Consider the following 21,581-nt stretch of genomic DNA (forward strand, 5'->3'; position numbering starts at 1 on the left):
CGTCAAACCCTAATTGTTTCGAGGTCGAACGTGCCGAAGCTCGGGATGGAGCCTATACGCCGCGAGGCGCTGGTAAAAGCGACGATTGCCGAGATCGGGCAGGCGGGGTCTCTTGACGTGACGGTTGCGCAGATTGCGCGGCGCGCCGGGATGTCATCGGCCCTGGCGCATCATTATTTCGGTGGCAAGGACCAGATCTTTCTTGCTGCCATGCGCCATACGCTCAGTCTCTACGCCGCAGAGGTGCGCGGCGCGTTGGCGATGGCCGATGGTCCCCGCGCGCGGACCGAGGCCATCATTCGCGCGGGCTTCACCCGATCGAACTTCCGGCGCGAAGTTGTTGCCGCCTGGCTCAATTTCTATGTTCTGGCGCAGTCTGACGATCAGGCGCGCCGCCTTCTGGCCGTTTACCAGAAACGTCTCCATTCAAACCTTGTCTACAACCTGCGCCCCCTCATCGGCGCCACATCGGACGGCGTCGCGTTGCGGCTCGCAGGCCTGATCGACGGTTTGTACCTGCGTGAAGCGCTGGGCAGGGGCGTGCCATCTGGTGAAGACGCCACACGACAGGTTTTGACGTTGCTCGATCACGAAATCTCACACGCGCAGGAAACGCCGACATCATGAGTTACGACACCCAGCCCAAAGCCAGCCATTTCATTGATGGTGAATATGTCGAAGACACGAGCGGCACGCCAATTCCGGTGATCTACCCGGCGACCGGCGCGCAGATTGCCACCGTCTATGCAGCCACGTCCGCGATTGTCGACCGCGCCCTTGCCGCCGCGCACCGCGCGCAAAAGACCTGGGCGGCGCTGTCCGGAACCGAGAGAGGACGCATCCTGCGCCGGGCTGCCGATCTGATGCGCGCGCGCAACCACGATCTTTCTGTTCTCGAGACCTTCGATACCGGGAAACCCTATCAGGAAACCATTGCGGTGGACGCCACCAGCGGTGCTGACGCGCTGGAATATTTCGGTGGCCTGGCGGGCAGCCTGACAGGTGAGCACATCCAGTTGGGCGAAAACTGGGTGTATACCCGTCGTGAACCATTGGGTGTTTGCGTCGGCATCGGTGCGTGGAACTACCCCACGCAGATCGCATGCTGGAAAGGCGCGCCTGCATTGGCTTGCGGGAACGCGATGGTGTTCAAACCATCTGAAACGACACCGCTTTGTGCGTTGAAAGTGGCCGAGATCCTGCACGAGGTAGGGCTGCCGGCGGGCGCCTACAACGTGATTCAAGGGCTTGGTGACGTCGGTGCATCCCTTGTCACTGACCCGCGTGTCGCAAAGGTTTCCCTCACCGGGTCGGTGCCCACGGGCAAGAAGGTCTACGCCGCTGCTGCCGCTCAGATGAAGCATGTGACCATGGAACTGGGGGGCAAATCACCGCTTCTGATCTTCGACGATGCCGATGTCGAAAACGCGGTCGGCGGGGCGATCCTGGGCAATTTCTATTCCTCCGGTCAGGTCTGTTCGAACGGGACACGGGTATTTGTGCAGAAAGGCATTAAGGAAGCGTTTCTGACTCGCCTTTCGGAACGACTGTCGACCGCCGTGATCGGAGATCCGCTCGACGAGGCGACGAACTTCGGGCCGATGGTGTCCGAAAAGCAAATGAACATTGTCCTCGACTACATTGAAAAGGGGCAGAAAGAAGGGGCTCGGCTTGTCACGGGCGGCGCGCGGCTCGATCGCGAGGGTTTCTACCTGCAACCGACTGTTTTTGCGGACGTTACCGACGGGATGACCATCGCGCGCGAGGAGATTTTTGGCCCGGTGATGGCCGTGCTTGATTTCGAGACGGAAGAAGAGGCAATAACCCGCGCGAATGCCACGGAGTTCGGCCTGTCGGCAGGTGTCTTCACCAAAGACCTGTCGCGCGGGCATCGAGTGATCGCGCAGCTCGAAGCCGGCAGTTGTTTCATCAATTCCTATAACGATGCGCCTGTCGAAGCGCCCTTTGGCGGCACGAAGATGTCCGGCGTTGGCCGCGAGAACTCCAAGGCCGCGATCAACCACTATAGCGAGCTCAAGTCCGTTTTCGTCCGCATGGGTGATGTCGAGGCTCCTTACTAAGGCACTGAAATGAAATCCGAATATGTGATCGTCGGCGCAGGCTCAGCAGGCTGTGCCCTGGCTTACCGCTTGTCCGAAGCTGGGAAGTCCGTGACCGTCATCGAACATGGTGGTACGGATGCGGGGCCGTTCATCCAGATGCCCGGCGCACTCAGCTATCCGATGAACATGAAGCGCTATGACTGGGGCTTTCGGACAGAGCCGGAACCCCATCTTGGCGGGCGGCGATTGGCCTGCCCGCGTGGCAAGGTCATCGGCGGATCATCTTCGATCAACGGAATGATCTATGTGCGCGGGCACGCACGGGACTATGATCACTGGCGCGATCAGGGTGCGGCCGGTTGGGGATACTCAGATGTTTTGCCGTATTTTCATCGGCTTGAGAGCTGGAATTCGGGTGGACACGGTGGTGATCCCGAATGGCGCGGCAAGAATGGTCCTTTGCATGTCACCCGTGGCGCCCGTACCAATCCCCTGACGCGGGCCTTTGTCGAGGCCGGTGCACAGGCCGGGTATGGGGTGACGGGCGACTACAATGGTCACCGGCAAGAGGGCGTTGGCCCGTTTGACATGACCGTCTGGCAGGGCGAACGCTGGTCGGCTGCGAAGGCCTATCTTCGGCCTGCCTTGAAGCGCGAGAATTGCAACCTTGTCAGAGGGTTCGCGCGGAAAGTTGTCATCCGCGACGAGCGCGCCAGAGGCGTGGAAATCGAACAGGGTGGCAGGGTCCGCGTGATCGAGGCCGAGGCCGAGGTTATTGTCGCAGCGTCGGCCATCAACTCCCCGAAATTATTGATGCTTTCCGGGATTGGCCCCGCTGATCACCTTAAAAGCATGGGTATCGAAATCGTGGCGGACAGGCCCGGTGTCGGGAAGAACCTGCAGGACCATCTTGAGGTCTATGTTCAGGCGGCGGCGAAGCAGAAGGTCAGCCTTTACACATATTGGAACCTTCTCGGCAAAGCCTATGTGGGCGCGCGTTGGCTTCTTACGAAATCCGGTCCCGGGGCGTCCAACCAGTTTGAAAGTGCAGGATTTATTCGGTCGCGCGCCGGGGTGGACTATCCGGATTTGCAGATCCATTTCCTGCCCATTGCGGTGCGCTACGACGGGCAGGCGTCGGCCGAAGGTCACGGCTTCCAGGCGCATGTGGGGCCGATGCGCTCTCCGTCGCGCGGCGAGATTACGTTGCGGTCCGCCGATCCGAAAGAGGATCCCAGGATTTTCTTCAATTATATGAGCCATGTAGAGGATTGGGTCGATTTCCGTCAGGGGATCCGGCTGGTTCGTGACATCTTTGGGCAGGACGCGTTCAAGCCCTATCTCAAACACGAGATCCAGCCGGGGGATGCCGCGCAGAGCGATGAGGCTCTTGATGATTTCATCAGAGAGCACGCCGAAAGCGCATATCATCCCTGCGGCACCTGCAAGATGGGGTCGCGTGACGATCCAATGGCTGTGGTCGACCCGGAAACGCGGGTAATTGGCGTTCAAAATCTGAGGGTTGCGGACAGTTCCATCTTTCCGCGCATCACCAATGGGAACCTCAATGCGCCGTCGATTCTCGTTGGCGAAAAGGCGTCCGACCACATTCTCGGGAAGGCGCCTTTGCCTGCGGACAACAGGGAGCCGTGGATCCATCCGGAGTGGCGCACGAAACAGCGCTGAACCGTACAGATCACCGCGTCGAACCGTCCGGTTGCATACAGGGTTGGAACGATGGCTTTCGTTCGATAAATAAGATCGATTGTGATGATTGGTTCTGATTTCTGTATGCATCCAAGTCTCTGTCTTAACGTTTTCCCGACATTCGACGCGCCGCAGCATCCCAACCTCGGCCCCGTGCTAAAACTGATCGCACGCTCATTAACTGATCACGGAGGTGGGAACCAAAGCCGTGATGCGGCGTTGAAGGGGCATCCTTCTGTTACCTTTCCTTGGGATGGCGTATCACAGCCGCATGACCGACTCGCTTTCAGACCTGATCGCCTGCCCGAAATGCGATGCCCTGCACCGCGTGCCGCAGGTGGAAACGGGTGCACAGGCGCGATGCGTGCGGTGTGGCACGGTTCTGATGGCGCCGCGCGAAGGGGCGATGACGCGCATCGTGATGCTGTCGCTGACCGCGCTGATCCTGATGATCGCTGCGGTGTTCTTTCCGTTCCTGGAACTCAGTACCCATGGGTTGGGAAGAAAAAGTTCGGTTTTCGACGCGGTGCTGGCCTTTTCGGACGGGCTCATGCTGCCCTTGTCCTTTGCGGTCGCCGCTCTGATCGTGGTGCTGCCGATCGCGCGGTTCCTCGCGCTGATTTATGTCTTCGCGCCCATGGCGCTGGGCTGGGCCCCGGCGCGCCATGCGCGGGCGGTATTCAAGATTGCCGAGCATATCCGTCCCTGGGCGATGGCGGAGGTGTTCATCATCGGTGTGGCCGTGGCTCTGGTGAAAGTGGCAGGGCTGGCGCAAGTGACGCTGGGTCCGGCCTTCTGGGCCTTCGTGGGCCTCGTGATCATCACGGTTCTTAAAGATAACTTCATGTGTCGGGTGACGGTATGGCAAACGCTGAACGCGCGCAGCCCGTCCTGACGGCGCGCGCCGCCGGGCTGGTGGGCTGTGCGGAATGCGGGCATGTGCATCCGCTGGGCACGGAAACCTGCGATGTCTGCGGCTCGCAGCTGGTCAGCCGCGACATGGCGAGCCTGCAGCGGGTCTGGGCGTGGCTGTTTGCCGGAATGGTCGTCTATATCCCGGCCAATGTGTACCCGATGTTGCGCACCACCACCTTTGGCAACACGCAGGAAAGCACCATCGTGGGCGGCGTCTTCGAGTTGATGGACCACGGGTCCTACGGCGTGGCGATGATCGTGTTCTTTGCATCGGTCATCATTCCGGTGAGCAAATTCATCGCCATCGCCTATCTCGCGCTTCGGGTGCAGCGTGGACAACCGGGCACGGCGAGCCATTTTCACCTTTACGAAGTGGTCGAATTCATCGGCCGCTGGTCGATGATCGACGTGTTTGTCGTGGCCATCCTGTCGGCGCTGGTGCAGCTGAATTTCGTGGCTTCGATCCATCCCGGAATCGCCGCGGTCAGTTTTGCGCTTTCGGTTGCATTCACCATGATTTCGGCCAATAGCTTCGACCCCAGACTGATCTGGGACGCGCCAGAAGGAAAACAGGTTTGAGCGATCCGACCCCCGCAGACATGACCGTCTCCCCGCCTCGCAAGTCATTGTGGCGGAACCTGTCTTTTGTCTGGCTGGTGCCGCTTCTGGCGCTGGGCGTGTCACTGGGCATCGCGTGGCAGAGCTTTGCCGATCGCGGCACGCTGATCGAGATCGCATTCGGCAATGCCTCGGGCGTTGTGGCCGGCGAAACCACGCTGCGCTATCGCGATGTGGTCGTGGGCACGGTCGAGGACGTCCGTTTCACCACCGATCTGGGTCAGGTGCTTGTCTACGTGCGCGTGGACAACGAGGTGGCGCCGTTCATCGACGACGAGGCAGCGTTCTGGGTGGTGCGGCCCGAGGTGTCGGCGCGGGGGATCAGCGGACTGTCGACAGTGCTGTCGGGCGTTTATATCGAGGGCGCGTGGGACACGACACTGGGTCCGGTCACGCAGCAGTTCCGGGGATCGGATACGCCGCCATTGAACCAGCCGGGGCGTCCGGGGCGGCGCATCACACTGGCGACGGATGATGGCACGACGATCTCGAACGGGTCGCCCGTGCTGTATCGCGGGGTCGAAGTCGGACGGTTGGAAACGCCGCGCCTGTCGGCGGACGGGCGCACGGTGCTGGTGGATGCGTTCATCGACGCGCCCCATGACGCGCGGCTGACCCAGGCGACACGGTTCTGGGACACTTCCGGGTTTGAGCTGTCCTTCGGCACATCGGGCTTTTCGGTGGATTTCGACAGTCTTGCTTCGCTTGTGACAGGCGGTGTGGCTTTCGACGATGTGTACGAAAATGGCGAGCCGCTGCCGCCGGGATATGTTTTCACGCTGTACGAGGCCGAAGAGGACGCGCGGCGCAACACGCTGGTGCGGGGCCCCGCGCGTGGCGTTCCCTTTGCGATCCAGTTTGCGGAATCGGTAAACGGGCTCGAAGCGGGGGACGATGTCACCTACCAGGGGCTCGAGGTCGGGGTGGTGACGGAGCTGCGTTCGCGGGTGATCGAAACGGCGTTCGGGCCGGAGCTGTCTCTGCTGGTCAACATCTCGATCGACCCGCAGCGTATGGGCTTGCCCGCGGGAACCAGCGATGAGGAAACCGTCGATTTCTTCCGCTTTGCGGTGGAGACGGGCATGCGGGCACGGCTTGCGACGGAGAGCCTTCTGTCGAGTGATCTGCGGATCGAGCTAGTGGTGCTGGATGACGCGCCGGCGGCGCGTCTGCGCGAGGTGGACGGAGAGCCGCCACGCCTTCCCAGCATCGAGTCGAACCTGTCGGATTTCACCGCAACCGCCGAAGGCGTGCTGGAGCGGATCAACGCGCTGCCCATCGAGGAGGTGATGCAGCAGGCCATCCGGACGATGGAGTCGTTCGAGCAGCTGGCGCGGAACGAGGATTTGCAGCGCGTGCCGGGATCGGCGGTGGCGCTGCTTGACGATACGCGGGCGCTTGTGGGCAATGAAGCGATCCAGGCGATCCCGGCCCAGATCGAGGCGGCGGTGAACGACCTGACGGCGCTTGTGGCCGAAGTGCGTGAGGGGGGCGCGGTGGCGTCGCTCAACAGTGCGCTGGCGAGCCTGGACGAGGCGATGGTCGGCATCAACGCGGCTTCGCAATCGGCACCGGCGCTTGCGGAAAACCTGGCGCGACTGACCGAAAAGGACATTCCCGCCGTGCTGGCCGAATTGCAGGGCGTGGCGCAGACCGCGCAGGAGCTGAAGCTTGACGAGCTGGTGGCCAGCGCGACGGCCACGCTGAACCGGGTCGATGCGCTGATCGCGCAAGAGGCGGTGCAGGGCATTCCCGCGGCTGTGACGGCGGCCATAGACGATGTGCGCGGCGTGGTGGCGGATGTGCGGGCCGAAGGGGCGGTGCAGGCGCTGGGATCGAGCCTGCGCAATCTCGACCGGGCGATGGCGGACCTTAGTGTGGCGTCACAGGACGCACCTGCGCTGACCGCCAACCTGCGCGAGATCACGGAAACCGACATTCCCGACCTGCTGACCGAGATCGAATCCGTGGCAACGATGGCCAAGGACCTCGAGTTGCAGGGGCTGGTGGACAGCGCGACCAGCACGCTCAACCGCGTTGATGCGCTGGTCGGGTCGCAGGACACGCTCGAATTGCCGGGCACGTTGAACGATGCTCTGACCGAGCTGCGGCTCGCCCTGGCCGAACTGCGCGAGGGTGGCGTGGTCGAGAACCTGAACGCGACGCTGCAATCGGCGTCGGATGCGGCCGGATCGGTGGCCGAGTCGGTGGAGGACCTGCCGCAGCTGACGGCCCGGCTGGAACGGCTGGTGGCCGAGACCGAGGCGGTGGTGCAGTCTTATGGCGCGCGGTCGGATTTCAACACGCAGACGCTGTCGACGCTGCGCGAGGTGCAGAACGCGGCGCGGGCGATTTCCGATCTCGCGCGCGAGATTGAACGCAGCCCGAATTCGCTGATTTTCGGGCGCTGAGGAAGGACGGACAGGATGACCCCACTGATGATGCGCAAACTGGTATTCGTGATCGCGCTGCCTTTGGCGGCCTGCGGATCGGCGGACAGCGCGCGCTATCTGATCGACGCGCCGCAGGCGACGGCCGCCGGTGCGCGCGTGTCCGTGCAAAGCATCGAGCTGCGCGATGTGTCCCTGCCCAGCCATGCCTCCGGGACGTCGATTCTTGTCCGGGGCGAAGACGGCGCGCTGCGGCCGCTGGGGGATGCGGAGTGGGCCGACGATCCGCAGCGCGCGGTGACGGGCACGTTGGCGCAGTTGCTGGATGACCGCAGCACCGCGACGGTTGCGGCCGAACCCTGGCCCTTGCTGGATGGGCCCTCGGCCCGGCTCGATGTACGTATCGACAGGATGCTGGCCAGCGCCACGGGTGTGTTCGAGATCACCGGACAGGCGGCCGTGAGCGCCGTGGACGGACGCCCGCGCGAACGCGTTGAACGCTTTGCCATCGCGGTGCCGGTCACCGAGATCACGGCCGCCGCGGTGACAGACGCGCAGGGCCGGGCGCTCGTGGCCCTGTCGGACGAATTGATCGGGCTTTTGCGTTAGGTGCCATGGCGCTGATCCCTGCGACGCTGCCCGATCTGCTGGATCACGGTTTTGACACCGTGATCGACGTGCGCAGCCCTGCCGAATTCGCCGAGGACCATGTTCCGGGCGCGATCAACCTGCCGGTTCTCGACAACGAGGAGCGCGCGCGGGTGGGGACGATCTACAAGCAGGTGAGCCCGTTCGATGCGCGCAAGATCGGTGCTGCCTTGGTGTTCCGCAATGCTGCTAACCATATAGAAAGGTCTTTGTCGCATCATGACGGAGCGTGGCGTCCCCTGGTCTATTGCTGGCGCGGTGGGCAAAGATCCGGGTCGTTCGCGTGGCTGTTGAAGGAAATCGGCTGGCGGTCGGATGTGGTTCAGGGCGGGTACAAGACCTATCGTCGGCTTGTCGCGGACATGCTGCACCATCAGCCGTTGCCGTTCCGCTTCGTTCAGTTGGGCGGCTATACGGGCACGGCCAAGACAGAGCTTTTGCCGCTGCTGGCGGCACGTGGCATACAGGTGATCGATCTGGAAGGTCTGGCCAACCATCGGGGATCGCTTCTGGGGTCGATGGGTGAACAGCCATCGCAAAAGGCGTTCGAAAGCGCGCTTGCGGGAGTGCTGTGCCGCCTTGATCCGGCGCGGCCCGTGCTGGTCGAGGCGGAGAGCAGCAAGATCGGGCAGATTCTCGTGCCGCCCTCGCTCTGGGACGGGATGAAGGTGGCGCCGTGGATCGAGCTTCTGGCCCCGCTCGAGGCGCGGACAGACTATCTACTGAGGGCCTATGACGACATTCTGTCCGACCGCGAAACATTGCAGGCGCGTTTGGCGCCGCTCAGGGCGCATCGGGGCGAGGCGCTTGTGGCGGAGTGGACCCGGCTGAGCGCTGCGGGGGACAAACGGGCGCTTACGCGGTCGTTGATGGAAGACCATTACGACCTCGCCTACGCGAAGTCGATGAAGGCGATGGCCCCTCAGGTGATGGCACGGATCACGGCAGAGGGGCTGAAGCCGTCAGATTTGGAACAGGTCGCAGGAGAGGTTGCAGCGGCGCTTCAGGCGATGGAGATCTGACCAATCGGTCCGCGATGAAGATGGCCGATGATCGCGCTGCCCGGATGCCCGTTCCGGCGCAGCGTGTCGATCAAGTCCTGGGCCTGCCGTGCTGGGACCGCCGCCAGCAGCCCGCCGCCGGTTTGCGGATCAAAAAGCAGCCGTGTCTGCGGCGTATCCGGGATGTCCGGAAATCCCGCGCGATTGGCGGGGTAGAGCGAGGAATGCTCGCCGCGCTCTGACAGTGCGAGTGCCCCCGGCAGAAGCGGGATCGCCTCCAGCGCCAGGGTCGCCGCAAGCCCGGAGGCTGTGCAGAGGTTCTGGCAATGCCCGGCAAGGCCGAACCCGGTAAGATCGGTCATGGCCTGGGCCTTGCTGCCCAGGACCTGCGCTGCGGTTTTCTGGCCCTGCTGCATGGCCTCCAGCGCTGCAGCAACATCTTCGCCGCGCACCTTGCCGGACATCAGCGCGGCCATGATCACGCCGGTGCCGACCGGTTTGGTCAGGATCAGCGCAGCACCGTCCTTCGCGCCGGACAGGGTGATGGGATCGCGGTCAGAGAGCCCCGTGATGGCCAGACCGATGGTCAGCTCGTCGCCCATAGTGCTGTGCCCACCCACAATGTCTGCGCCCGCATCCTGCAGGATGGTTTGCGCCGCGCCGAGGACCTCGGTCAGGGTGCGTTCGGCCAGTTCTTCGGACAGACGCGGCAGGGTGATCGACAGGGTCGCGGCCTGCGGGCTCGCTCCCATGGCCCAGATGTCCCCCAGCGCGTGATGCGTGGCGATCCGCGCCATGACGGCCGGGTCGGGCCAGAAACTGCGCAGGTGATCTGTTGTGAAGACCTGCCGCATCCCGCCCGTGTGCAACAGCGCCGCATCGTCGCCGGGCAGAGGCGTGATGTCTGTGCGCTGCATGGGGTTCAGGGTGGCAAGCGACCGGGACAGCGCATCGCGGCCCAGTTTCGCACCGCACCCGCCACAGAGCGGTTTCGGGCCCATCGCCTTTTGCACGCCCTTGGCACGAGGATACGGCAGGGGCGGTACGGGCATTCTTGGCAGATCATCGAACTGCTCCATGAACCTGCGGTCGATCCGGTCCTTCCAGGTCCAGACCCAGGGGCCGGTAAAGGTCAGTCCGAACCTGTCGCCCAAGGCGGCTTTTTTTCCCAGCGAAATAAGCTTCAGGTAATCTTTTTGTGGGACATACGACTTCAGCGGCCCGCCAGACAGGGAGGAGATCAGGTTATGATATAGAACGGGGGCTTGCCGCACGGCGTAGACGCCTGCCTTGGGCCGGGGGGCGTGGGACATGTGCGCGCAATCGCCGACAGCAAAGATGCGGGGATCGCTCGTTTGCAGGCGGTCGTTGACGCTGAGAAACCCGTCTTTGGTGGCGAGCCCGCTGGCTTCCAGCCACGGGTAGGGACGTGCGCCCGCAGCACCTGTGATGAAATCGGCCTCGATCAGGGTGCCGTCCTGCAGGTGCACGGCATTGTCTGCCAGATGCGTGATCGACGCCTCTTCATGCAGAGTGACGCCCAGGTCATGAAGGGCGCCGCGCAGAGCCGATGCGCTTTTGGCCGGCAGGGCGGACAGCGCTTTGGACGCATCGATCAGATGGATCGTCGCGGCGCGGCTACGCTGTGCCAGAGCATGGGCCATCGCCATGGCGAGCTCGGCCCCAGCCACGCCGCCCCCGATAATGGCGACGCGCGCTGGGCCGGTCTCATTGCGGAACGCGTCCCATCGGGCGGCGAACGGCCCGAGCGGTTTGGCGGGGATCGCAGTCTCTGCAAAGCCCTGCAGGTCCGGCATATCGGAGGTGATGCCGACATCCACGGAGGCGACATCGAACCCCACTGGCGGGTGGTTGTCGATGTGAAGCGTGGCGCTGGCCGGGTCGATCGCGGTCACGGACCCCATGATGAGCCGGGCGTTGGCGACTTGGGCGAGGCGAACGAGGTCTATGTCGAGCTGCTCGCGGCTGTAATGCCCTGCGACGAAACCGGGCAGCATCCCGGAATAGGGCGCTGTCGGGCCCGGATTGATCAGCGTGACGCGTGCTCCGGGCAACGGTTTCATGGCCCATTTGCGCAGCACCAATGCATGGGTGTGCCCACCTCCGACGAGAACGAGGTCCTGTGTGAGCGGCAGAGGTGGTTGCTGCATGGGCGTGTCCTTTGATCCTTTCGGTCGGCTTAGCATGGGCCACGCCGCAGTCCCATGCGACGGGCGGTCAGTCTTGCGTGTCCATTCCAGATGTGCGGGCACGGGTGGCGGGTGGTCCGGACCGGCAGGGCGCGTGGATCGGGCGATTGGGGCGCAGCAGGCAGAAATTTCTTCAATGCAGAAGTGAGTCGTTACGGTTTGCGTCCTAGTCCGAGGTCCGCGGCTGCAATGTGTCCCGCCTTGCTTCCGGTCGGGCTGGTCCTTTGGCAGGCGTGCAGAACCGTAGCAATTTGCCCATGGTTACGTGGGCGCAGACAGAGAGGAGTTATGCCAAGACAGCGGTCATCTCTTGCGGGTGGTCAGTGCCACAACCGCCAGTCCCTCCGGTTTCGGATTGGGCGATGGGTCGCCATCATGCTGCTCGTCCGATCAGCTTTCGTAACGGGTCTGACCGCGGCGATAGGCGTCTACCGGCAAGGTTACGTGCAGGGGCTGATGCGCGCGTTGCGGACAGGCGGTGCGCGGGCAGACATGACAGCTGGTCCCGATCTGGGCAAACAGGGTCCGGTCCTCCATGTTGAAGCGCTGCGCGTACCCGATCCGATGCGCCTGGTCGATGTCACAGCCGATGGCAACCACAAGTCGGCGATCCTGATAGCGCTGGCCGACATTCGGCCGGTCCGATGTCCGCGAGACAGTGAAGAACCGCCCGCCATCGGGCATTTCGACGAATTGCGGAAGCAGTTGGCCGGGAACCTGAAAGGCACCGTGGATGTCCCAGACCGGACAGGCACCGCCTTCTTCGGCCAGCGTGATCGTGGTGGCATTGAACCGTTTCGACACGTTGCCAGCCCGGTCGACACGCAGGAAAAAGAACGGGATGCCGCGCTGCCCATCGCGCTGCAGCGTCGTCAGCCGCTGACACACCATTTCGAAACTGACACCGAAGCCCGAGATAATCCGGTCGATATCGTACCGCGTGGCCTCGGCGATTGTCAGGAATTCGGTGTAGGGCATGAGAAGCGACGCGGCGAAATAATTCGTCAGTTCCACGGTCAGCCGCGCGCGGCCCGCATCGGACGTTATGCCAGAGGCTGCGACATAGCTCTGCACGGTGTCACGGGCTTCGAGCAGGCCGATCACATGGGCGAGCTGAAACACCCGATTGGGATGATCCAGCGCCTCGGACAGGTGCACGATGCCGTCCGTTTCTCGGAAATGGCGCAGTGCACCGGGCATGTCCGAGAGTTTCTGCACGGTGCAGGTGACAGTGTGTTCAAGTCGCAGGTGACGCTTGAGCAAGGCATACATGTCGTCATGCGACCCACCCAGCCTTGCGCGCAGGTCTTCGGCCTGTCGTTCCAATGGGTCGAAATGATTCTCGTGTGCGCGGAACACGTCGTGGATCGCGGTCTCGGGTGTCTTGAACCGCAGGTCGCTGCCGCCAGTCTGCCCGGCGAGCCTGCGGAACTGGTCGGCCATCGACCGGTGTGCCTGATGCAGGTGCAGAAACCGTTCGACCAATGTCGGGGCATGATCGAGCGCCGCGCGCAATTCCGTCAGGTCAGGTGGGTCATCGCCAAAGATCGGATCGCGCACCGCAGCCCGCAGGTCGGCAAGACGGGTTGCTTCGGTATTGGTGACAAGGCTGCGCATGTCCACGCCATAGGCTTCGGTCAGCGCGACAAGAACCTGCACCGACAGGCTGCGCTGGTTGTTTTCCAACAGGTTGACATAGGCGGCGGAAATGCCCAGCCGCTGGGCCATTTCGGCCTGCGTGTGCTTCATCTGGCGGCGCAACTGCCGCAATTGTGGGCCAACAAAGGTCTTGCTCATGTTTACAACCTTACAAAAACAAAACTTGTTGTGGCAAGAATTAACATCACGACCGCATTAAGGGTGAAATTATATTTCGTCACGATATCTATCCTCTCAAGTCCGATAGAGGAGAGGTTGCAATCGCGGCTGACGGGAGCGGACTTTTTGATCGGGAGGATATTACATGATCTACAAAATGACACGTCGTGCGGCACTGGCAGGTGTTGCGTCCATCGCGATGATCGCAGCGGGAGCCACGTCGGCGCTGGCAGAAGGCTGGAAGCCGCAGAAACCCATCGAAATGGTGATCATGGCCGGTCAGGGTGGTGGCGCAGACCGTCTGGCGCGTCTGTTCCAGTCGATCATCCAGAAGGAAGGGTTGGCGTCCATGCCGATCCTGCCGGTCAACAAGGGTGGTGGCTCGGGCGCCGAAGCGTTGCGGTATCTCAAGGACAACGAGGGCGACGCGCACAAGATCATGGCGACGCTGAACAGCTATTTCACCACGCCTCTGCGCACGGATATCGGGGTCGATATCGAGGAGTTTACGCCGATTGCGCGCATGGCGGTCGACACTTTCGTGCTGTGGGTGAACGCGGACAGCGACATTCAGACCCTCGACGACTATGTGGCGGCGGTGAAAGCGGCTGGCGGATCATGGAAGATGGGTGGCACCGGAACCGGTCAGGAAGACAGCCTGCTCACAGCGATGCTGGAAAAGGAATTCGGCATTGAAGTGACTTATGTTCCCTTCGACGGCGGCGGCGACGTGGCCAAGAATCTGGTCGGGGGCCATATCGACAGCACCGTCAACAACCCCTCCGAACAGATGGGTTTCTGGAAGGCGGGCAAATCGCGTCCGATCGCGGCCTTCACCACCGAGCGCATCGAAGCCTTCCCGGATGTGCCGACCGCACGCGAACTTGGGCACGACATCGTCTACACGATGCAGCGCTCGTTCGTGGCACCCAAAGGCATGCCGGCTGAGGCGGTGGCCTACTACACCGAGATGTTCCGCCAGCTGAGCGAAACCGAGGAATGGAAGAAATACACAGCCGATGAGGCGCTGGATCCCGACTTCCTGTCCGGCGATGCGCTGCAGGCTTACTTCCTCGAGGAGCGCGAGAAGCATGCGGCCATTCTGGCCGACATGGAAGCTGACAGCTCGTCCTGAGCCAAGACGATCGATCGCCAGATTTCTGGCGTCGGGCCGGGGTGATCTCCACCCCGGCCTGTTTTGACGACCGGGCAGGGGTGCCCGGACCAGACCAACCAGACGACCGGGGAGAACAGGATGCTTGTCGCAGACAGAGTCATCGCCATCGCCATCATGGCACTATCCGCCTATTTCATGTGGCACGCCACCGCCTTGCCTATCGGGTGGAACGGAATGACCGGCGGGCCAGGGGGTGGGGCTTTCCCGTTCTGGCTTTCGCTGCTCATGCTTCTGTCTGCTGCGGGCGTTCTTGTGCGCAGCCTGACGCAGGCGCCGTCCTCGCAGCATTTCTTCGACAGCCACATGCTGCGCAACGTGATCATGGTGGTGCTGTCTCTCTTCGTGACCATTGCGCTGATCCCTGTGGTGGGCGCCTATGTGGCGCTGCCGTTGTTCCTCTTCTGGTACCTGCGGATCTATGGCGGACACGGATGGGTGCTCACCGGCATCCTGACCTTCGCGACGCCGGTCTTCGTGTTCTTCTTTTTCGAGGTGACGCTGAAGATCCTGTTGCCCAAAGGGGTGACTGAGCCGCTTTTCTTCCCGCTTTACGCAATGTTCTTCTGATCGGGGGCCGGAACCATGGATACGCTTGCACTTCTCGCGGACGGCTTTGCCACGTCCCTGTCGCCGCTCAATATCATGATCGTCCTCCTGGGCGTGACAGCGGGGCTTTTCATCGGCGCGATGCCGGGGCTGGGTTCGGTGAACGGGGTGGCCATCGTGCTGCCGCTGACCTTTATCGTGCCGCCGAGTTCGGCGATCATTCTTCTCTGTGCCATCTATTATGGCGCGATGTATGGCGGGGCGATTTCGTCGATCCTGTTGGGGATACCCGGCGCGTCAACGGCGGTGGCCACGACATTCGACGGGCGGCCCATGGCGCAACAGGGCAAGGCGGGTCTGGCGCTGATCGCCGCTGCGGTGGCGTCTTTCGTCGGGGGCACGATCTCGGTTCTGCTCTTCACGCTGTTCGCGGTGCCTCTGGCGGATCTGGCGCTGGCCTTCGGTCCGGCTGAGGAGTTCGCGCTGGTGCTTCTGGCGTTCACCACATTCGTGGGGCTGGGCGGAGACGACAAGTTGAAGACGATCATCATGATCTGTCTCGGGCTGGTGCTGAGCACGGTTGGTCTCGATCTGATCTCGGGTCAGCCGCGCCTGATCTTCGGCGATTTGCCGGGCTTTTATGCCGGGATCAGCTTTCTCGTGCTGGCGATCGGGGTCTACGGGATCGGCGAGATTCTCTATACCATCGAAACCTCGCGCACCGCGCCGCAGGTGACCCCGGCAAAGATTTCGCTGCGTGATTTGGGCGATGGCATCCGGACCATGAACCGGATGTGGCGCACCATGAGCCTTGGGTCGTTCCTTGGGTTTTTTGTGGGCATGCTGCCCGCGGCAGGGGCCACGCCGGCTGCCCTGATGGCGTATGGCATTGCGCGGTCCACGTCGAAGAATCCCAAGAGCTTTGGCAAGGGCAATATCGAAGGTGTGGCCGCACCGGAGACGGCGAACAATGCCGCCTCGACCGGGTCGCTGCTGCCGATGCTGACGCTGGGCATTCCCGGATCGCCGACCACCGCGCTGTTGCTGGGTGGGATGGTGATGTGGGGTCTGATGCCGGGGCCGATGCTGTTCATCGAGCAGCCGGATTTCGTCTGGGGCCTGATCTCGTCGCTCTACACGGCGAACTTTGCCGCCGTGGCGATCAATATCGCGCTGATCCCGCTGTTTGTCTGGGCGCTGCGGATGCCGTTTACCGTGCTCTGTGCGCTGGTGATCGTGCTCTGCATCGTGGGCGGGTTCGCTCCGAGCCAGAAGATGCACGATGTCTGGCTGATCGCGGGCTTCGGTGTGGCGGGCTATCTGCTGCGCAAGGCGGATTACCCGCTGGCGCCGCTGGTTCTGGCGCTTGTGCTGGGCCCGTTGATGGAGAAAAGCTTCCGTCAGACGCTGATTTCCGAGCAGGGCAACATCCTGGCATTTGTCGAAAGACCGCTGTCGGGGACATTTATTGCCATCGCCGTGCTTTTCTTTGTGCTCCCACTTGTTAAGTATCTGCGCAAGGGTGGCGCCCGGAGCATCGCTCCGGCGGAATGAACTGACTACAACTGACTGAAGAAGGGACAGGGCAATGGCAACAAACGTCAAGGCACTGCTGGAGGGACACGCGTCGAATGCAAAGGCATTGGGCGCACCGGGACGGGACTGGCTCAGCTATGGCGGGCTGCGGGATTTGTCGGCAGACGTGAGCGCATCCTTGCGCGGCTTCGGGATCGGGCCAAGCGACCGGGTGGCGATCGTGCTGCCCAACGGGCCGGAAATGGCGGCGGCCTTCGTGACCATCGCGCAGGCGGCGACAACCGCGCCTTTGAACCCGGCCTACCGCGAGGATGAATACGCGTTCTACCTCGAAGACCTGGGTGCCAAGGCGATTGTGCTGGCCGATGGCTATGACGGACCGGCCCTTGCTGCGGCGAAGACGCTGGGTCTGATGGTGCTGCGGACCGTTGTGGCCGAGGGCGCGCCTGCCGGGCAGTTCACCCTGTCCGCGGATGGCGCAACCGGGGCGGCGGTGCCTGCGAGTGATCCGGCGGACGGCGATGTGGCTTTGATCCTGCACACATCCGGCACCACGTCGCGACCGAAGATCGTGCCGCTGTTGCAGTCGAACGTGGCGGCGTCGGCGCATAACATCGCGGCGTCCTTGAACCTGACGTCTGACGACCGATGCCTGAACGTGATGCCTCTGTTCCACATTCATGGGTTGATTGCGGCGGTGTCGGCATCTTTGTCGGTGGGGGCGTCGATCTGGTGCGCGCCGGGCTTTGACGCGCTGCGCTTCTTTGGCTGGATGCGCGATGCGACGCCCACATGGTACACCGCCGTGCCGACCATGCATCAGGCCATCCTGACCCGCGCGGGACGCAATGCGGATGTGATCGCAGAGGTGCCGTTGCGCTTCCTGCGCTCGTCTTCGGCGTCCTTGCCCGCTCAGGTGATGGAGCAACTCCGCGAGACCTTCAACGCGCCGGTGATCGAGGCATATGGCATGACCGAAGCCGCGCATCAGATGTGCTGCAACCCGTTCGACCGGCAGAAGCCCGGTGCGGTGGGTGTGGCCGCTGGTCCCGAAGTGCGCGTGGCGCATGAGACCGAGAACCGGTTGATCGACGGGACAGGCGAGGTGGTGATCTCTGGTCCGAACGTGACACCCGGCTACGAGAGCAACCCCGACGCCAACGCCAAGAACTTCTTCGAAGCGGATGGCAAGCGCTGGTTCCGCACCGGCGATCAGGGGGCGTTCGATGCGGATGGGTTCCTGCATCTCACCGGGCGATTGAAGGAAATCATCAATCGCGGCGGCGAGAAGGTCTCGCCGCTCGAGGTGGATGGCGTGCTTCTGGACCACCCGGCGATTGCGCAGGTGGTGACCTTTGCCCTGCCGCACCCCAAGCTGGGTGAGGAAGTGGCAGCGGCTGTTGTGCTGAAGGATGGCACCGAGACGACCGAGCGCGAGATCCGGGATTTCGCGGCCAGCCGCATGGCGGATTTCAAGGTGCCGCGCAAGGTGATCATTCTGGACGAGATCCCGAAAGGGGCCACCGGCAAGATGCAGCGGATCGGTCTGGCGGAAAAGCTGGGGCTGGTCGAGCCTGCGTGAGAGGCGGCCGGGCAGATGCCCGGCCTGCGCCTTTGATCGGCGGTCGTGTCGGATGGATCGTGAGGGAGCCTCCGGCGGGAGTTTATTTGGCAAGATGAAGGAGGAGCGGTTCGCAGACCATCGGCGGATCGTTTTGGGGTGAGCGATGAAGATTTGCGTATTCGGAGCGGGCGCCATCGGCGGCTATATGGGTGTGAAGCTGGCGCAGGCCGGGGCGGATGTGAGCCTTGTGGCGCGCGGGCCGCATCTGGCGGCGATGCAGGCCAACGGGCTGAAGCTGATCGAAGAGGGCGGGGAAGAGACCGTTGTGTCCGTGACCGCCTCGGACAATCCGGCGGATCTGGGGGTTCAGGATTACATCATCGTGACCCTGAAGGCGCATTCGGTGCCTCCGATCGTCGAGAAGATGCAGCCGCTCATCGGGCCGAACACGACGATCGTGTCGGGTGTGAACGGGGTGCCGTGGTGGTATTTCCACAAGATCGGCGGAGAACATGAAGGCACACGTTTGGAGAGCGTGGACCCGGGCAATGCGCAATGGGACGGGTTCGGGCCGGACCGGGTGCTGGGCTGTGTCGTCTATCCGGCGGCGGAGGTGATCGAGCCCGGCGTGGTCAAGCATATCGAGGGGAACCGGTTCTCTTTGGGTGAGCCGGACGGGTCGAAGTCGGAGCGCGCCACGGCGCTGTCGCAGGCGCTGTCTTCGGCGGGGCTCAAGGCGCCGGTGCGGCCCCGGTTGCGGGATGAGATCTGGGTGAAGCTTTGGGGCAACCTGTCTTTCAACCCGATCTCGGCTTTGACCCATGCGACGCTCGACGTACTTTGCACCGATCCGGGTACGCGGGCGGTGGCCAAGGGCATGATGCTCGAGGCGCAGGAGATTGCTGAGGCGCTGGGGGTGAAGTTCCCGATTGATGTGGAACGGCGCATTGATGGCGGGGCGGCTGTCGGCGCGCACCGGACGTCGATGCTGCAGGATCTGGATCAGGGCCGTCCGATGGAGATCGACGCGCTGGTCGGATCGGTGCAGGAGCTGGGCCGCGTGGTGGGTGTGCCAACACCGACAATCGACACGGTGCTGGCGCTGGTGCAGCTTCGGGCGCGGACCGCCGGGCTTTATTCGTAAGCGGCGGTCACGATCACTTCGACCTTGAGCTCGGGGCGGGCCAGCTTGGCCTCCCCGCAGGCGCGTGCGGGGGCGTGGCCTTCGGGCACCCAGGCATCCCAGACGGCGTTCATTTCGGCGAAATCGGCCATGTCGGACAGCCAGATGATCGCCTGCAGCATCTGTTCGCGCGAGGATCCGGCCTGTTTCAGCAGCGCATCGACGCGGGCGAGGCAGTCCTGCGTCTGTTCGGTCACGGTGTCGCCTGCGCCCACCTGACCGCAGAGGTAGACGGTGCCGTTGTGTTTGACGATCTTGCTCATCCGCGTGCCGATCTCCTGGCGTTCGATCATGGGGTATCTCCTGTTCAATGTTTGCGCTGACACTTGCTGTTGGCGCGCGGATTGTCCAGAACGACTGGGACAGATGAGGGGAGAGATCAGATGTCCGACACGCGCGCGCGCAAACGGTTCCGGTCGCAGGAATGGTTCGACAATCCCAACAATCCGGGCATGACCGCGCTCTATCTGGAGCGCTATCAGAACCAGTCCTTCACCCAAGGGGAATTGCAGGCGGAAAAGCCGATCATCGGCATCGCCAATACCGGGTCGGATCTCGCGCCCTGCAACAAGATCCATGTGTTCCTGATGGACCGGATCAAGGCGGGGATTCGCGATGGCGGGGGTATTCCGATGGAGTTTCCTGTGCATCCAATTCAGGAGACCGGCAAGCGCCCGACGGCGGCGCTGGACCGGAACCTGGCGTATCTGAGCCTTGTTGAGGTGCTGCATGGCTATCCCATCGACGGGGTGGTGCTGACCACGGGCTGTGACAAGACCACGCCGGCGCAGCTCATGGGGGCGGCGACGGTGGACATTCCGGCGATTGCGCTCAATGGCGGGCCGATGCTGGATGGCTGGTACAAGGGCAAGCGCGCAGGGTCGGGCACGACGATCTGGGAAGGGCGGCGTCTGATGGCGCGGGGCGAGATCGGCTATGAGGAGTTCATGGAACTGGCCTGTGCCTCGTCGCCATCCTTGGGGCATTGCAACACGATGGGGACGGCCTCGACGATGAACGCGATGGCCGAGGCGCTGGGCATGTCCTTGCCCGGCAATTCGGCGATCCCGGCGCCGTTCCGCGAGCGGATGGCGATGGCCTATGAGACGGGCAAGCGCTGTGTGCAGATGGTGCTCGACGATCTGAAACCTTCGGACATCCTGACGCGCGAGGCGTTCGAAAATGCGATTGTGGTCAATGCCGCCATTGGCGGGTCGACCAACGCCCCGCCCCATCTGCAGGCGATCGCGCGCCATGCGGGGGTTGAGCTGGACGTGACCGATTGGGAGAAGATCGGCTTCGACGTTCCCTTGATGGTGAACATGCAGCCGGCGGGCGAATATCTGGGCGAGAGCTTCTACCGCGCGGGTGGGGTGCCTGCGGTGATGGGGGAATTGCGCAAAGCCGGGCGGTTGCATGAGGGGGTGATGACCGCCTCGGGGCAGCGGGTGGGCGATGTGCTGGCGTCTTGGGAAAGTCTGGACCGGGACGTGATCACGACCTATGACGCGCCGCTACGCGACAAGGCGGGGTTCAAGGTGCTTTCGGGGAACCTGTTTGACAGCGCCCTGATGAAGACCAGCGTGATTTCCGCCGATTTCCGCAAGCGGTTCCTGTCGACACCCGGCGCGGAAGGTGTGTTCGAGGCGCGGGCGATCGTGTTCGAGGGGCCTGAGGATTACCACGACCGGATCAATGATCCCGCGCTGGCGATTGACGAGGAATGCATCCTCTTCATCCGCAACGTGGGCTGTGTCGGCTATCCCGGATCGGCTGAGGTGGTGAACATGCAGCCGCCGGATGCGCTGGTGAAGGCGGGGATCAATCACCTGCCGACGGTGGGGGATGGGCGCCAGTCGGGGACGTCGGAAAGCCCGTCGATCCTGAACGCCTCGCCCGAGGCGGTTGTGGGGGGCGGATTGGCCTATTTGCAGACCGGGGACCGGGTGCGGCTGGATCTGAACGCGTCGACCCTGAACGCCTTGGTGGATGACGCCGAATGGGCGGCGCGCAAGGCGGCGTGGCAGGCACCGGAGATCGTCAGCCAGACGCCGTGGCAGGAGATCTATCGTCGCCATGTCGGGCAATTGGCGGATGGTGGATGCCTTGAGTTGGCGACGGCGTATCAGCGGATTGCCAAGGATTTGCCGCGGGACAATCACTGATCGGGTAGGGGGCGCTGCCCCCGTCCGCCTTTGGCGGACT

The 21,581-nt window shown here is 63.0% G+C and carries 17 protein-coding genes; 14 read left to right on the forward strand and 3 right to left on the reverse strand.

The window, feature by feature from the left end:
• The first annotated feature begins 45 nt into the window (after positions 1-45).
• From betI to mnmH, 8 genes are all read left to right on the forward strand, one after another.
• Positions 46-627, forward strand: a complete 582-nt coding sequence (gene betI / locus MRY75_RS07180) for a transcriptional regulator BetI (protein WP_292306462.1) — start codon at positions 46-48, stop codon at positions 625-627.
• A complete protein-coding gene (betB, locus tag MRY75_RS07185) occupies positions 624-2,081 on the forward strand; it encodes a betaine-aldehyde dehydrogenase (protein WP_292306465.1) in 1,458 nt (485 codons plus the stop codon). The genes betI and betB overlap by 4 nt, the downstream gene beginning before the upstream one ends.
• Positions 2,082-2,090: 9 nt before the next feature.
• Positions 2,091-3,749, forward strand: a complete 1,659-nt coding sequence (betA, locus tag MRY75_RS07190) for a choline dehydrogenase (protein ID WP_292306466.1) — start codon at positions 2,091-2,093, stop codon at positions 3,747-3,749.
• Positions 3,750-4,041: 292 nt separating this feature from the next.
• Entirely contained in the window at positions 4,042-4,665 is a 624-nt protein-coding gene (locus MRY75_RS07195; protein WP_292306468.1) for a paraquat-inducible protein A, read from the forward strand.
• Complete coding sequence (locus MRY75_RS07200; RefSeq protein WP_292306469.1) at positions 4,632-5,264, forward strand: paraquat-inducible protein A; 633 nt, start codon at positions 4,632-4,634, stop codon at positions 5,262-5,264. The genes MRY75_RS07195 and MRY75_RS07200 overlap by 34 nt, the downstream gene beginning before the upstream one ends.
• A gap of 20 nt (positions 5,265-5,284) precedes the next feature.
• Entirely contained in the window at positions 5,285-7,714 is a 2,430-nt protein-coding gene (locus tag MRY75_RS07205; RefSeq protein ID WP_292306471.1) for an MlaD family protein, read from the forward strand.
• A gap of 15 nt (positions 7,715-7,729) precedes the next feature.
• Entirely contained in the window at positions 7,730-8,302 is a 573-nt protein-coding gene (locus MRY75_RS07210; protein WP_292306473.1) for a membrane integrity-associated transporter subunit PqiC, read from the forward strand.
• 5 nt (positions 8,303-8,307) lie between these two features.
• Complete coding sequence (gene mnmH / locus MRY75_RS07215; protein ID WP_292306474.1) at positions 8,308-9,363, forward strand: tRNA 2-selenouridine(34) synthase MnmH; 1,056 nt, start codon at positions 8,308-8,310, stop codon at positions 9,361-9,363.
• On the opposite strand, the gene selD is transcribed toward mnmH, so the two are convergent.
• Positions 9,345-11,513: a selenide, water dikinase SelD gene (gene selD, locus MRY75_RS07220; RefSeq protein WP_292306476.1), complete on the reverse strand. Its 2,169-nt coding sequence runs from the start codon at positions 11,511-11,513 to the stop codon at positions 9,345-9,347. The genes mnmH and selD overlap by 19 nt on opposite strands.
• 429 nt (positions 11,514-11,942) lie before the next feature.
• The gene (locus tag MRY75_RS07225; RefSeq protein ID WP_292306478.1) at positions 11,943-13,349 is read right to left on the reverse strand and encodes a short-chain fatty acyl-CoA regulator family protein; all 1,407 of its coding nucleotides are present in this window, start codon (positions 13,347-13,349) and stop codon (positions 11,943-11,945) included.
• Positions 13,350-13,515: 166 nt separating this feature from the next.
• On the opposite strand from MRY75_RS07225, the gene MRY75_RS07230 reads away from it, so the two are divergent.
• The 5 genes from MRY75_RS07230 to MRY75_RS07250 all read left to right on the forward strand — a co-directional run bounded on the left by MRY75_RS07230 (position 13,516) and on the right by MRY75_RS07250 (position 19,337).
• The gene (locus MRY75_RS07230) at positions 13,516-14,505 is read left to right on the forward strand and encodes a tripartite tricarboxylate transporter substrate binding protein (RefSeq protein WP_292306480.1); all 990 of its coding nucleotides are present in this window, start codon (positions 13,516-13,518) and stop codon (positions 14,503-14,505) included.
• Between the two features lie 120 nt (positions 14,506-14,625).
• Positions 14,626-15,114, forward strand: a complete 489-nt coding sequence (locus MRY75_RS07235) for a tripartite tricarboxylate transporter TctB family protein (protein ID WP_292306482.1) — start codon at positions 14,626-14,628, stop codon at positions 15,112-15,114.
• Between the two features lie 15 nt (positions 15,115-15,129).
• The gene (locus MRY75_RS07240) at positions 15,130-16,647 is read left to right on the forward strand and encodes a tripartite tricarboxylate transporter permease (protein ID WP_292306484.1); all 1,518 of its coding nucleotides are present in this window, start codon (positions 15,130-15,132) and stop codon (positions 16,645-16,647) included.
• Positions 16,648-16,681: 34 nt separating this feature from the next.
• Positions 16,682-18,211, forward strand: coding sequence for an acyl--CoA ligase (locus tag MRY75_RS07245; RefSeq protein ID WP_292306486.1), 1,530 nt, complete (start codon positions 16,682-16,684; stop codon positions 18,209-18,211).
• 145 nt (positions 18,212-18,356) lie between these two features.
• A complete protein-coding gene (locus MRY75_RS07250) occupies positions 18,357-19,337 on the forward strand; it encodes a 2-dehydropantoate 2-reductase (protein ID WP_292306487.1) in 981 nt (326 codons plus the stop codon).
• On the opposite strand, the gene MRY75_RS07255 is transcribed toward MRY75_RS07250, so the two are convergent.
• Positions 19,328-19,669 (reverse strand): RidA family protein, encoded by a 342-nt coding sequence (locus MRY75_RS07255; RefSeq protein WP_292306489.1) that lies wholly within the window; start codon positions 19,667-19,669, stop codon positions 19,328-19,330. The genes MRY75_RS07250 and MRY75_RS07255 overlap by 10 nt on opposite strands.
• 90 nt (positions 19,670-19,759) lie before the next feature.
• Between MRY75_RS07255 and MRY75_RS07260 the strand changes: the two genes are divergently transcribed.
• Positions 19,760-21,541 (forward strand): IlvD/Edd family dehydratase, encoded by a 1,782-nt coding sequence (locus MRY75_RS07260; RefSeq protein WP_292306490.1) that lies wholly within the window; start codon positions 19,760-19,762, stop codon positions 21,539-21,541.
• Positions 21,542-21,581 lie beyond the last annotated feature (40 nt).

This window comes from Marivita sp. (assembly GCF_022763305.1).
In the GTDB taxonomy this organism is placed as follows: domain Bacteria; phylum Pseudomonadota; class Alphaproteobacteria; order Rhodobacterales; family Rhodobacteraceae; genus Marivita.

What these genes read in the sequence shown, in the direction of transcription:
- MRY75_RS07205 (WP_292306471.1), top strand. Translation starts at nt 5,285, where the DNA reads ATGACCGTCTCCCCGCCTCGCAAGTCATTGTGGCGGAACCTGTCTTTT.
- MRY75_RS07255 (WP_292306489.1), bottom strand. Translation starts at nt 19,669, where the DNA reads ATGATCGAACGCCAGGAGATCGGCACGCGGATGAGCAAGATCGTCAAA.
- MRY75_RS07260 (WP_292306490.1), top strand. Translation starts at nt 19,760, where the DNA reads ATGTCCGACACGCGCGCGCGCAAACGGTTCCGGTCGCAGGAATGGTTC.
- MRY75_RS07240 (WP_292306484.1), top strand. Translation starts at nt 15,130, where the DNA reads ATGGATACGCTTGCACTTCTCGCGGACGGCTTTGCCACGTCCCTGTCG.
- betB (WP_292306465.1), top strand. Translation starts at nt 624, where the DNA reads ATGAGTTACGACACCCAGCCCAAAGCCAGCCATTTCATTGATGGTGAA.
- MRY75_RS07250 (WP_292306487.1), top strand. Translation starts at nt 18,357, where the DNA reads ATGAAGATTTGCGTATTCGGAGCGGGCGCCATCGGCGGCTATATGGGT.
- betA (WP_292306466.1), top strand. Translation starts at nt 2,091, where the DNA reads ATGAAATCCGAATATGTGATCGTCGGCGCAGGCTCAGCAGGCTGTGCC.
- MRY75_RS07245 (WP_292306486.1), top strand. Translation starts at nt 16,682, where the DNA reads ATGGCAACAAACGTCAAGGCACTGCTGGAGGGACACGCGTCGAATGCA.
- MRY75_RS07230 (WP_292306480.1), top strand. Translation starts at nt 13,516, where the DNA reads ATGATCTACAAAATGACACGTCGTGCGGCACTGGCAGGTGTTGCGTCC.
- MRY75_RS07195 (WP_292306468.1), top strand. Translation starts at nt 4,042, where the DNA reads ATGACCGACTCGCTTTCAGACCTGATCGCCTGCCCGAAATGCGATGCC.
- selD (WP_292306476.1), bottom strand. Translation starts at nt 11,513, where the DNA reads ATGCAGCAACCACCTCTGCCGCTCACACAGGACCTCGTTCTCGTCGGA.
- MRY75_RS07225 (WP_292306478.1), bottom strand. Translation starts at nt 13,349, where the DNA reads ATGAGCAAGACCTTTGTTGGCCCACAATTGCGGCAGTTGCGCCGCCAG.
- betI (WP_292306462.1), top strand. Translation starts at nt 46, where the DNA reads ATGGAGCCTATACGCCGCGAGGCGCTGGTAAAAGCGACGATTGCCGAG.
- MRY75_RS07200 (WP_292306469.1), top strand. Translation starts at nt 4,632, where the DNA reads ATGGCAAACGCTGAACGCGCGCAGCCCGTCCTGACGGCGCGCGCCGCC.
- MRY75_RS07210 (WP_292306473.1), top strand. Translation starts at nt 7,730, where the DNA reads ATGACCCCACTGATGATGCGCAAACTGGTATTCGTGATCGCGCTGCCT.
- MRY75_RS07235 (WP_292306482.1), top strand. Translation starts at nt 14,626, where the DNA reads ATGCTTGTCGCAGACAGAGTCATCGCCATCGCCATCATGGCACTATCC.
- mnmH (WP_292306474.1), top strand. Translation starts at nt 8,308, where the DNA reads ATGGCGCTGATCCCTGCGACGCTGCCCGATCTGCTGGATCACGGTTTT.